The 10,841-nt window shown below is 73.5% G+C and carries 12 protein-coding genes; 6 read left to right on the forward strand and 6 right to left on the reverse strand.

Annotated elements, in window-relative coordinates; genetic code table 11:
• Nucleotides 1-28 precede the first annotated feature (28 nt).
• Entirely contained in the window at nt 29-577 is a 549-nt protein-coding gene (locus tag ACSNOK_RS24615) for a GNAT family N-acetyltransferase (protein WP_436782944.1), read from the reverse strand.
• A gap of 163 nt (nt 578-740) precedes the next feature.
• On the opposite strand from ACSNOK_RS24615, the gene ACSNOK_RS24620 reads away from it, so the two are divergent.
• From ACSNOK_RS24620 to ACSNOK_RS24630, 3 genes are all read left to right on the forward strand, one after another.
• A complete protein-coding gene (locus ACSNOK_RS24620) occupies nt 741-1,133 on the forward strand; it encodes a VOC family protein (protein WP_436782945.1) in 393 nt (130 codons plus the stop codon).
• Between the two features lie 190 nt (nt 1,134-1,323).
• Complete coding sequence (locus ACSNOK_RS24625) at nt 1,324-2,001, forward strand: DUF5134 domain-containing protein (RefSeq protein ID WP_436782946.1); 678 nt, start codon at nt 1,324-1,326, stop codon at nt 1,999-2,001.
• A 151-nt stretch (nt 2,002-2,152) separates the two neighbouring features.
• The gene (locus tag ACSNOK_RS24630; RefSeq protein WP_436782947.1) at nt 2,153-3,091 is read left to right on the forward strand and encodes a M56 family metallopeptidase; all 939 of its coding nucleotides are present in this window, start codon (nt 2,153-2,155) and stop codon (nt 3,089-3,091) included.
• Between the two features lie 185 nt (nt 3,092-3,276).
• On the opposite strand, the gene ACSNOK_RS24635 is transcribed toward ACSNOK_RS24630, so the two are convergent.
• The 4 genes from ACSNOK_RS24635 to ACSNOK_RS24650 all read right to left on the reverse strand — a co-directional run bounded on the left by ACSNOK_RS24635 (nt 3,277) and on the right by ACSNOK_RS24650 (nt 6,071).
• Nucleotides 3,277-4,374, reverse strand: a complete 1,098-nt coding sequence (locus ACSNOK_RS24635; RefSeq protein ID WP_436782948.1) for a hypothetical protein — start codon at nt 4,372-4,374, stop codon at nt 3,277-3,279.
• A 283-nt stretch (nt 4,375-4,657) separates the two neighbouring features.
• On the reverse strand, nt 4,658-5,362 hold the full coding sequence (locus tag ACSNOK_RS24640) for a hypothetical protein (RefSeq protein WP_436782949.1): 705 nt from the start codon (nt 5,360-5,362) through the stop codon (nt 4,658-4,660).
• Nucleotides 5,359-5,877 carry an RNA polymerase sigma factor gene (locus ACSNOK_RS24645; protein ID WP_223770083.1) on the reverse strand — a complete coding sequence of 173 codons (519 nt, stop codon included), beginning with the start codon at nt 5,875-5,877 and terminating at the stop codon, nt 5,359-5,361. Before ACSNOK_RS24645 ends, ACSNOK_RS24640 begins: the two co-directional genes overlap by 4 nt.
• A gap of 29 nt (nt 5,878-5,906) precedes the next feature.
• On the reverse strand, nt 5,907-6,071 hold the full coding sequence (locus ACSNOK_RS24650; protein ID WP_004938510.1) for a hypothetical protein: 165 nt from the start codon (nt 6,069-6,071) through the stop codon (nt 5,907-5,909).
• A gap of 417 nt (nt 6,072-6,488) precedes the next feature.
• Between ACSNOK_RS24650 and ACSNOK_RS24655 the strand changes: the two genes are divergently transcribed.
• The 3 genes from ACSNOK_RS24655 (at nt 6,489) to ACSNOK_RS24665 (ending at nt 10,074) form a co-directional block, all read left to right on the forward strand.
• The gene (locus tag ACSNOK_RS24655) at nt 6,489-7,448 is read left to right on the forward strand and encodes a hypothetical protein (RefSeq protein WP_436782952.1); all 960 of its coding nucleotides are present in this window, start codon (nt 6,489-6,491) and stop codon (nt 7,446-7,448) included.
• 209 nt (nt 7,449-7,657) lie between these two features.
• Nucleotides 7,658-9,109 (forward strand): amino acid permease, encoded by a 1,452-nt coding sequence (locus ACSNOK_RS24660; protein WP_436782953.1) that lies wholly within the window; start codon nt 7,658-7,660, stop codon nt 9,107-9,109.
• Between the two features lie 104 nt (nt 9,110-9,213).
• Entirely contained in the window at nt 9,214-10,074 is an 861-nt protein-coding gene (locus tag ACSNOK_RS24665; RefSeq protein ID WP_436782950.1) for a GNAT family N-acetyltransferase, read from the forward strand.
• Nucleotides 10,075-10,155: 81 nt separating this feature from the next.
• Here ACSNOK_RS24665 and ACSNOK_RS24670 read toward each other — a convergent pair whose 3' ends face one another.
• Nucleotides 10,156-10,659, reverse strand: a complete 504-nt coding sequence (locus ACSNOK_RS24670) for a hypothetical protein (protein WP_436782951.1) — start codon at nt 10,657-10,659, stop codon at nt 10,156-10,158.
• Between the last annotated feature and the right edge of the window lie 182 nt (nt 10,660-10,841).

Here is a 10,841-nt window from a genome sequence, read left to right on the forward strand (position 1 = left end):
CGGCCCCCCCGTCGCCCGGCCCCCGGGCCTACGGAAGGCGCTTCACCAGCAGCTCGAACTCCAGGTCGTCGCGGCGCGGTATGCCGAAGCGCTCGTCACCGTACGGGAACGGGAACATCTGCCCGGTGCGCCGGTAGCCGCGCCGCTCGTACCAGGCGATCAGCTCCTCCCGCTGCCGGATCACCGTCATGTGCATCTGCCGTACGCCCCACTCGGCCCGCGCCACCCGCTCGGCCTCGGCGAGCATCACCCTGCCGAGACCCGCGCCCTGCAGGGCGGGCCGCACCGCGAACATGCCGAAGTAGGCGGACTCGCCCCGGAGTTCGATGTGGCAGCAGGCGGTGGGCCCCTCGGCGTCCTCGGCCATCAGCACCCGGCTGTTCTCGGCGGTGACCACCTCCAGGACCCCGTCCTCGTCGACGCGCTGACCGTCCAGGATGTCCGCCTCCGTGGTCCAGCCGACGCGGCTGGCGTCCCCGCGGTAGGCGGACTCGACGAGGGGGACGAGGGCGGCGACGTCGGCGGCGGCCGCAGCGCGGATCACCGGCCCGTCCTGGGCGGGGCGGGCGGTCTCCATGGCTTCCATGGTGTTCCGGGGGTCCTTTCTTTCCGGAATTCCCGGCCCCGCGCGACCCGCGGCCCGCTCGGCCCCTGAGGTCCGGCGGGAAACCGCGGGTCGGCGGGGTCCGGTGCGGTCGCTCCCGAGACTAACCGCAGGCGGATGCGTACAGTCGGACGGCATGGTGCACGTACTGAGCGGCAGGGTGTTGCTGAGGCCGACCGATCCGGAACGCTCACGGGCGTTCTACGGCGGGGCGTTGGGCCTCGCCGTCTACCGGGAGTTCGGCACGGGACCGGAGCGCGGCACCGTCTATTTCCTGGGCGGCGGGTTCCTGGAGGTCTCGGGCCGCGCGGAGTCGCCGCCGGCGCCGGGGCTGGAGCTGTGGATGCAGGTGGCCGACGTCGCGGCGGCCCACGAGGAGCTCCGGGAGCGCGGGGTGCGGATTCTGCGGCCCCCGGAGCGGATGCCGTGGGGGCTGGTCGAGATGTGGATCGCCGATCCCGACGGGGTGCGCATCGCGGTGGTGGAGGTGCCGGAGGACCACCCGATGCGGTACCGGCCCGGCGTCTGACCCGCTCGGGCGGGACGGCGGTGCGCCCGTTCTCCCTCTCCCCCGCTCCCGGCCGCCCCGCGCCCGCCCCGGGCGCGTCGCGGGGCGCGTCGCGGTCGCGCCATGCCCCCGGCATGCGCCCGTGCGCTCCCGTACGAACCCCCCGACGCGGGCATTCTGCCCAGGGGAGCACGCGTCGGGGAGGTGTGGGGTGCACGGACCACCGCTGGTCGGGTGGCTGCTGGTGGTGGTGGGCACCGCGGCGGGCGCGTACTGCCTGCGCCGGGCCCGGTCCGGCGCGGCGGGGGAGCGCCGGGCCGCCCGGGACGACGCGGTGATGGGGCTCGGCATGGCGGCCATGGCGGCCCCGGTCACGATGCCGGCGGAGCGGCCGTGGGGGGCGGTGGCGTTCGCCGTGCTGTTCGGGGCCGTGGGGGTGCACGCGCTCGTCGCGGCCCGGCGCGGCGCCGACCCCCACCGGCTGCATCACGCGGTGGGGTCGTTCGCGATGGTGTACATGGCGCTGGCCATGGCCGGTACGTCCGCGGGGGGCCACGGGGACGGCGGCGGGCACGGTGCCGGTCATCACCCGGCCGGGACACCGCTGTTGACCGGACTGCTGCTGGTCTACTTCGCGGTGTACGTGGTGCGGACGCTCGCCGCGATCGTCCCGGTGCCGGTGGCGGGGACGACCACGGGTGCGACGTCGGGCGCGGCATCGGGCGCCGCTTCGGGAGCGGCTCCCGGGGTGGCTCCGGGGGCGGCGTCCCCCGGCGGCGCGTCCCCGGGTACGGCGGCGCCGCCGTTGGCGCGCGGCCGGTTCGAACTGACCGGCGCCTGCCGGGTTTCCATGGGGATAGGGATGCTGGTGATGCTGCTGACGATGTGAGGAACGGGCGGGGCGCCCTGGTCCCGCGTTCGCGCCACAGCGCCGTGGGCCCTGCCACTGCACGGGGATACGTAGGTCCACTACTCTCACCCCAGGACTGGACCCACAGGACTCCACGCTGCCGTGGACGGATCCGAGGGAAGGCACACCCATGCTCGTCCCACTCGCGCTGCTGGCCCTCGGCGCGCTGCTCGCGCTGCTGGCGCCCCGCGTTCTGGCCCGCACCGACTGGCCCGACCGTGAACCGGTGCTGGCCCTCTGGGTGTGGCAGTGCGTGGTCGCGGCCGTGCTGCTGTGCTGCGCGCTCGCCATGGCCCTGAGCGCCGCCGCGGCCTGGGAGGCCGTGCGCGGCAACGTCTTCGCCCCCGCGCCGAGCGCCGTCGTCGAGGCCTACGCCCTCGGCGGGTACGGCGCGTTGGCCGCGCCCCTGGCCGTCGCGCTCGCCTGCGGGGCGGTCTGGACGGCCGCCATGCTCACCCGGGAGATCCGCGGCGCCCGCGCCCGGCGCCGGCAACGCCGGGCCGACCTCCTCGTCCGCTCGCCCCGGCTGCCCGGCGAGGAGCCGGACGGCGAGCGGCTGGTGCTGCTGGAGTGCGACCGGCCGGACGCGTGGCTGCTGCGCGGCGGCCCCACGCCGCGGCTCGTCATCACCACCGGGGCGCTGCGCCGCCTCGACGACTCCCAGCTCGACGCGCTTCTCGCCCACGAGCAGGGTCACGTCCGGGCGCGCCACGACTGGCTGTTGCACTGCTCGTCCGCGCTGGCCAACGGCTTTCCGCAGGTGCCGGTGTTCGCCGCGTTCCGGGACCGGGTGCACCACCTGGTGGAGCTGGCCGCCGATGATGTCGCGTCGCGGCGGTTCGGCCGGCTGACGACGGCGCTCGCGCTCGTCGAACTCAACGAGGACCGCGGGGTGTTCGACCCTTGCTCGGCCCACACCGCCCAGGTGCCCCGCCGGGTGGACCGGCTGCTGGCGCCGGGGCCTCGGCTGAGCACGGCTCACCGGCTTCGGTTGAGCGCCGCGGCGGCGTTCGTTCCGTTCGTGCCGGTGCTCGTCACCTTCGTGCCGGGGTTGCGGGCGCTGGGGTAGCGCCCGCGGCGGGCCGCGCCCCGGTCCCTCCCCTTCCCGTTTCTTGGGGGGGGGGGGGGGGGGGGGGGGGGGGGGGGGGGGGGGTGGGGGGGCCCCCCCCCCCGCACCCCCGAAACCGCGCTCCGCGCGGTTGTCCTCAAACGCCGGACGGGCTGGTGGTCACCGATCCGCTCCGGGGAAGCCGGTCACCATTCGATGAGAACGGCGCCGTCATGGCCGTTTTTGCCTGGGGTGCCGGCCTGGCCCGGACTGCCCGCGTGGCCGTCCTCGACGTGCTGATTGTGCTTGGACTGGCCGCTGCCGCCATCACCCCCGCTCCCTCCGTGGCCGCCGTGACCGCCACTGCCGCCGTGCCCCCCGCTGCCGTAGCGCCGGCCGTGCGCGCCACGCCCGCCGCCGCTCCCGGCACCGCTCGAACCACCGGAGAACGCCGACCCTCCGTAGCCGCCATCCTTGCCGTGACCACCGAAAATGCCGCGGCCCCCGGCCTTTCCGCCGCTTCCGCTCGCGCCGTCCACGACCTCGACGGGAAGGGCAGGCTTTCCCTGGGGGGTCTGGCAGACGAACCCGTCCTCTGCCTGGAATCGGCCGCCGGCCCCTCCCAGCCCGCCGACCGTCTCGCTGCCGCCCTTACCGGGATAGCCGCTGCTGTACTCCCCGTTGTAGCCGCCCTCACCGCCTCCTCCGCGGACACCCCCCTTGCCCGGCCCGCCGTTCGCCCCCCGCGGTGCGGAGACGAGCGTGTGATTGTTCGCGTCCCGCACACGGGACGTGTAGACGTCCACGAAGACGGAAGAGTCCCGACCGTCACCGCCGGCACCACCGCTGCTCCCGTTGGTGCCGCCGCCGAAGGTGCTGCCGCCTCCCTTGCCCGGCCCGCCGGCGCTGCCGCCCGCCCCTTGCTCACCACTGGGGAGACCGATGCCCGGCCGGACGTACAGAGTCCTGCCGGCCCTCAGCCCGTCGAGGTGGCACTTGATGAAGCCGCCCGCGCTGCCGCCACCGCCGCCACCGCTCCAGACCGAGATGGTGACCGCCGTGACGCCCTTGGGCACCTTCCAGGGCTGGGCGACGCCATAGGCCTTGTCGAACATCTTCCGGCCGTGCTGGGGGGCGGCGGCCCGGGCGGGGGTGGCGGCCTGACCGCCGAGGAGGCTCGTGGCGAGAAGGCCGGCGGCGAGCAGGGCGCAGGTGTGCGCGACGGTCCGGGGGCGGGAGACGGACGGGGCGCGCCGGGCCCGTCCGCACTCCCTTTCCCGGTGCTGGTTCGGCGGGTTGTCCATGGTGACTCCTGTCATGACCGGCGAGGGCACCCCGCCGGGCCATGAGAGGTACCGGTGTGATGAGCGGACGGTCAAAACGGCCGGCCGGAGATCAGTGCCTCGCGTGCAAACTTCTGTCGCACGCCCGCACATCCGTCTCACCGCGGCCGAAGGGACGGCCCCCACCGGTCACCGGAAACCGCCGCGAAACCGCTCGCCGGCGTGAACACCGCCCACCGGGGCTGACCACTTCCACCTGATCGACTGCCCGGCCGTCACCGCCTTGACCGTGAGGGCGCGGGGCTCAACAAGCCGCCGTCAACTCCCCGATCCGCTCCGGGAAGTCCGGCTGCGGGAGCGGCAGATCGACCTCCTCGACGAAGCCGAGCGCGTCGGGCACATACGCGATGACCGCCGTCGCCGCCGGCGAGAACCCCTCCCCCTCCCGCAGCCCGTCGAGCATCTGCAGCGCCATGTTGAGGTCGTTCCGGTCGATCTCCTCCGGAGTCTCCGGCATCAGCGCCTCCAGCCCCGCCTGCCGCCGCCACAGTTCGGCCTCCCGCCGCTCGCCGAGCGCCATGTGGTGCAGGTAGAGGCAGCAGGCGGCGCCGGTGTCGTCGGCGCCGGCGCCGAACTGCCACCAGAAGCGGGCGCTGTCCTCGCGGTCGGCGAGCTGGAGGACGCAGCCGAGGACGAGGGCGCCCTCGGGTTCGAGGAGGCGGTCGGCGAGGAGGGTGCCGAGCTTGTGGAGGTCGTGGGCGACGACGGTCTTGCAGAGGCTGCGCAACTGGCGGTAAAAGGCGCGGTGGGGCAGGTAGTTGCGCTGGGCGGCGCGTACGGCGGCGGTGCGCGCGGGCTCCATCTGGTCGTCGAAGTACAGCGCGCCGTGCCACATGCGCTCGGTGAGCCGGACGGCGAGCCGGGCCTCGGCCCGCTCGACCTCCGCGCTCGGGTAGGGGCACGGGTCGAGCCGGGCCTTGGCCAGCACGTGGTCGAGTGTTCCGGTCACCGGTGCTCCTCTTCTCTCTCCAGTCCGAGCGCGTCGTGCAGGCGGTGGCGGGCGTGCCGGGCGGTGGAGCGCACCCCGCCCTCGGTGATGCCCATGATGTCGGCGGTCTCCCGGACGCTGTAGCCGAGGCAGTAGTGCAGGACGATGACGTCGTGCTGGCGCGCCGGCAGGGCGCAGATCGCCTTGTAGACGGACAGGCTCTGCTCCAGTTCGCCGATGGGGTCGACGGCGTGCCGCAGGGCGGTGGTCTCGAAGGCGGCGGTGTCGATGACGGTGGGGCGCCGGCCGCGCGCCCGGGCGCAGTCGATCGTCCGGTGTCTGACCACGGCCCAGGCGTAGGCGTTGGGGTTCTCGGTTCTCAGGACCTCGGTCCAGGTGAAGTACAGGTCCTCGAAGGCCTGGTCGACGGCCTCCTCCGCGTCGTGGCGGTTGCCGAGGTAGAGCTCGGCCCAGTGCACGTAGGCGGCGCGGTAGAGCTGGTGGAACGCCCGGTAGTCGGCGGGCAGTCCGGTCACGGGAAACGTACTGGCTCGGGAGGGTGCCGTCACCTCTCGCCTCCCCGCCGCCCGCGGGGGCCGCGGCGCAGTTCGCTGATGCCGATGCGGACACCGGCGGCGGCGGCGCGGCGCAGCAGGGCGAGGGCGTCACTGCCGAAGACGCGTGCGAAGACCGCCGCGCTCAACAGGTCGGCCGTGTGATGTGGGTTCACGGAACTGGTGGTCCCTCCGGTCGTTTCGATCATGTACCGGGCGCGGCGGGCCGCTGCCGAGTCCGCCGTGCCGCACGGGGAGGCGTCGCGGTGGCGCGCTCTCTTCCCCTTCGCCGGTAATGGCGTTCGGCACGGCCGTTTTGTGCATCGGCCCAACGTAAAGTCTTACGGAAGGTTTCATTCCGGTTACCCTCCGCCAGAATACGGAGGTGACAAAAATCGAAAGTATGCGGGATTGGATCGTCCGGATGCCTCTCGGGACGTGGTGGTCCTGAGTAGGGTGGGGTTCACGGCCGGTGAGCGTCCGACCACGCGCGGATCCGGACGCCGTCCGGACACGGGCGAGTTGCGCGGTTCCGGTGAGGTGCGCCCGGTCGGGGCGCGTCCCGATGTGTTGCGACAGGGTGGCAGGTGAGCATGGTCGCTGGCTCGTTCGAAGGTCGGTACGTGTGGCATCCGGCCGCCGACGACCACGAGTTGGCCCAGGCGTGCGTCGAGGTGCAGGCGGGCCGCTACCACAGTGCCCACGCGATCCTGCACGACGTGCGGGACGACTTCGCCACCCGGGCGCACCGGTCCCTGGTCCTCGCCTCGATGGCCGCGGACTCGGATCTCGCGGAGCGCTGGCTGGCCGAGGAACCGGGCCCGGACGCCGCCCTGTTGTGGGCCCGGGTGGCGATGTTACGGGCGTTGCGCATGGCGGACACCCGGGACCGCAGGACCGCGTCCCTGCTCCGGATCGCCGAGGCGGCCTGCGACCAGGCAGCGCAGATGGCGCCCAAGGACCCCACCCCCTGGGTGGCCCGGCTGGCGCTGGCCCGCACCGGACGGGTCCGCGACCCCGCTCCCCCGGGGATGCTCACCGCGCCGTCCGGTCCGTGGTCGCTGTTCTCCCGGGCCCTGACGCTGGACCCGTGGAACCGGGAGGCGCACCACCGCTTCCTCTCCTTCTACTTCGCCCGGCACGGCGGTTCGGCGAGCGCCCGCTGGGACGTCGCGGAGTTCCTGGCCAACCGCGCGCCCGCCAACTCCCCGTTGCGCCTCCTGCCGTTGGTGACGCTGGTGGAGGATTACGACCCGCGCGCCGACCCCTTCGCGGACCGCGTCTGGGGCCAGCGCCGCTGGAAGACGCTCGCGCTGGAGGTCTACGCGCGGTGGCTGCCCGAGGTGCCCGGGTACCGGTTCACGCCCGTCCTCGACCTCGCCTACCTGGCGCACGCGCTCTACATGGCCGGCTGCCTCGACGAGGCCCGGACCGTCTTCACCACCATGGGCCCCTACGCGTCCCGCATGCCGTGGAGCGCCTTCGGCAGCCCCGAGGAACAGCTCAGCAAGGCCCGCCGGCGGTGTGGACTGCCGGCGCCCGGCTCGCCCTGACCGGCCGCCGGGCCGCACCACCCGCGCCACCCCGCACCACCGGCACCACCGCACCACCGGACGCCGCGTGAGCCGCCCGGCGTCCGGCCCGTTCCCCGTCCCCTCGCAGAAAGCCGCTGTCCGTGTCGGAGTCCTTCTCCCCCGCTCACGCCCGAGCCCACCGGCAGGCCGCCCACGTCGCGATGGACGACGACGCGACGCTGCACGCCATGGGCTATCCGCGCAAACTCACGCGGAGATTCCGGGCGTTCGACAATTTCGCCATCTCCTTCACCATCATCAACATCCTGTCCGGGATCTTCTCCTCCTTCGGCTTCGGCATGAACGCCGGCGGCCCCCGGATCCTGATCTTCGGCTGGATCGGGGTCTCGGTCATGGTGCTGTTCGTCGGCGCCTCGATGGCCGAGATCGCCTCCGCCTACCCGACCAGCGGCGCGCTCTACTTCTCCGCGGGCAAGCTGGCCAAGCGGCACCAGGGCGCCTGGTCCTGGTACACGGGCTGGCTCAACTTCATCGGGCAGGTGGGCGGCACCGCCGCCACGGACTACGCCGCCGCCACCTTCATCCAGTCGTTCGTTGCCCTGCAGTGGCCCTCGTACGCACCGACGGCCCAGCAGACCGTCGGCATCACCGCCGTCATCCTGCTGATCCAGGCCCTGGCCAACACCTACACCGTGCGGCTGGTCGCCATCGTCAACCGGATCTCCGTGTGGTGGCTGCTGATCGGCCTGGTGGTCATCGTCACCTGCCTGATCGCGGTGCCCTCCGAGCACCAGTCGGCGTCCTTCGCCACCCACTTCGTCAACAACACCGGCTTCTCGAACGCCGTCTACGCGGGCATGCTCGGCCTGCTGGTGACGAGTTGGACGTTCACGGGCTTCGACGGCAGCTTCCACATGTCGGAGGAGACCGTCCGCGCCACGGTCAACGCGCCGCGCGGCATCATCCGGGCCATCGGCTGCTCCGCCCTTACCGGCCTCGTCCTGATGCTCGCCCTGGTGTACGCCGTGCGCGACTACGCCGCCGAGGCCGCCGCCTCCGCCCCGCCGGTGCAGATCCTCATCGACGCGCTCGGGCTGACCACGGCCAAGCTGCTCCTGCTGCTCGTCATCGGCGCGATGCTCTTCTGCGGGCTGGCCAACATGACCAGCAACACCCGGCAGATCTTCGCCTTCTCCCGTGACGGCGCCATGCCCGGCTCCCGGCTGTGGCACTCCGTCTCGGAGCGCACCCGCACCCCCGTCAAGGCCGTGTGGCTGGCGGCGGCCTGCGCCCTGGTGCTCGTCATCCCCGGCTGGTGGTCGCACGTCGCGTTCACGGCCGTCGTCAGCGTCAACGTGGTGGGGCTCTTCCTCGCCTACGGGGTGCCCATCTTCCTGCGGCTGCGGCTGAAGGAGTTCGAGCCCGGCCCATGGAACCTCGGCCGGTTCGGGCGGCCGGTGGCCTTCGTCGCCGTCGCCTGGATCGTGATCAGCAACCTGCTGTTCATGCTGCCGCAGGCGTCCCCGATCACCGCCGAGTCCTTCAACTACGCGCCGATCGCCCTGGGCGTGGTCCTGCTGATCGCCACGGTGTGGTGGTTCGCGTCCGCCCGGCGGCGCTTCAAGGGCCCGGTCAGTTACGGCAGTCCGGACGAGGTCGCGGCGATGGACCTCATCTGACCCCACGGCCCGCGGGGCCGATAGCGCCCCCCGTGGGGTATGCCTCCCGACGTACTCCACCCGTAGCCCATCCCTCGTCCACCCGTGAAAGGAACCCCAGCACCATGCACCCCATCGACGCAGCCGACCTCGCCGTCACCACCGCCTCGGCGGAGGACTGGCGGCAGGTCGTGGCGTGGGCCACCGAGGAAGGCTGGAACCCCGGCCTCGGCGACGCGGACCGCTTCCTCCCCACCGATCCGGACGGCTTCTTCACCGGCCGGCTCGACGGGCGGATCGCCACCGCGATATCGGTCGTCAACCACGGGCCGGACTACGCCTTCCTGGGCTTCTACCTGGTCGCCCCGGACCTGCGCGGCCGCGGCCTCGGCCTGGCCACCTGGCGCGCGGCCTTCCCGCACGCCGGCACCCGGACGGTCGGCCTGGACGCCGTGCCGGAGCAGGAGGAGACGTACAAGCGCTCCGGCTTCGTCTCCGCCTGCCGCACCCTGCGCTGGACGGGCCGCCCGGCCCGGTCCGGCGGCACGGCGGCCGGCGTCCACCCCCTGACCGCGGACCGCCTGGACGCCGTCGTCGCCTACGACCGGAAGTGCTTCCCCGCCGAGCGCCGCGCCTTCCTCGCCCGCTGGCTCGACGGCCCGGAGCGCACCGCCCGGGTGCTGGTGCGCGACGGGCGCGTCACCGGCTACGGCCTGATCCGCCCCGCGCACGAGGGCCACCGGATCGGCCCGCTCTTCGCCGACACCCGCGAGGACGCCGAGGCCCTGTTCGACGCGCTCACCGCGCACCTCGGCCCCGACGAGCGGGTGTGCCTGGACATGCCCGAGCCGAACGCGGCGGCCTCCGCCCTCGCCGAAGGGCGCGGCCTGACCTCGGACTGGCACTCCGTCCGCATGTACGCGGGACCGGTCCCCGGGACGCCGGCGGACCGGGTGTTCGCGGTGACCAGCCTGGAGCTGGGCTAGCGGCCTCCGGAGGGCCGCCGGTCCCCCGCGCCACAGGGGACCGGCGGCCCGGTCACAGCGGCCCGGTCACACCGGACGGGCTCAGTACCCGCGGTACGCCGTGACGTCGGTGGTGTGCGCCTTGCCCTTGGCGTCCAGCAGCACCCGCAGCTGGTGGCCCGTGGCGTAGTTGCTCGTGGCGTAGTACGGCTTCCAGTCGCACGGCCGGAACCCGCTGCTGGCGAGGATCTTCCCGGTGGTCATGTCCTTGATCCGCACCCGGGCCTTGCCGCCGTCGCCGTTGTTCCAGCACTGGAGCTTGACCCGGGCCGAGTTGGCGGGCCGGGGCATGGTGTAGTTCTGCGACTGCCACTTCTTGCCGTGCGAGTTGAGGTAGGAGGCCGAGATCTTCGCCGGGCCCCAGACGCGGACCCAGGTGGTCTTCAGCGCCGCGTCGCCCTGGGCGCCGGCCGTCCGCGCGGCGGGGGCGGCGGCGGCCGGGGCGGGCGTGGCGGCCGGGGCGGCCATGGCCGGGGCCGCGGCCAGGACGCCGCCGAGGACGGCGGTCGCGGCGGTCAGGGCGACGCGCTTGCGTGCGTGGGTCATTCGGGTTCCTTCCCCCGTGGTTCGGAAGGACGGCGCGATCCGTCCGCACCGTCCGCTGAGCACCGCCGACTCTGGCGGGCCGGCCCACGCCGGACCAGTGTTCGCAGGGAGTTGGGGTGCTCGTGGGACGTCCCACGGCGTGACCTGCGGTGATGGTGCGTCCCATGAGGTGCAGGGGGGAC

Source organism: Streptomyces sp. URMC 126, from assembly GCF_051386555.1.
GTDB lineage: Bacteria > Actinomycetota > Actinomycetes > Streptomycetales > Streptomycetaceae > Streptomyces.

Excerpts from the sequence above, each read along its gene's own strand:
- ACSNOK_RS24615 (WP_436782944.1), bottom strand. The coding sequence starts at position 577 with ATGGAGACCGCCCGCCCCGCCCAGGACGGGCCGGTGATCCGCGCTGCG.
- ACSNOK_RS24635 (WP_436782948.1), bottom strand. The coding sequence starts at position 4,374 with ATGGACAACCCGCCGAACCAGCACCGGGAAAGGGAGTGCGGACGGGCC.
- ACSNOK_RS24665 (WP_436782950.1), top strand. The coding sequence starts at position 9,214 with ATGCACCCCATCGACGCAGCCGACCTCGCCGTCACCACCGCCTCGGCG.
- ACSNOK_RS24655 (WP_436782952.1), top strand. The coding sequence starts at position 6,489 with ATGGTCGCTGGCTCGTTCGAAGGTCGGTACGTGTGGCATCCGGCCGCC.
- ACSNOK_RS24660 (WP_436782953.1), top strand. The coding sequence starts at position 7,658 with ATGGGCTATCCGCGCAAACTCACGCGGAGATTCCGGGCGTTCGACAAT.
- ACSNOK_RS24620 (WP_436782945.1), top strand. The coding sequence starts at position 741 with ATGGTGCACGTACTGAGCGGCAGGGTGTTGCTGAGGCCGACCGATCCG.
- ACSNOK_RS24630 (WP_436782947.1), top strand. The coding sequence starts at position 2,153 with ATGCTCGTCCCACTCGCGCTGCTGGCCCTCGGCGCGCTGCTCGCGCTG.
- ACSNOK_RS24670 (WP_436782951.1), bottom strand. The coding sequence starts at position 10,659 with ATGACCCACGCACGCAAGCGCGTCGCCCTGACCGCCGCGACCGCCGTC.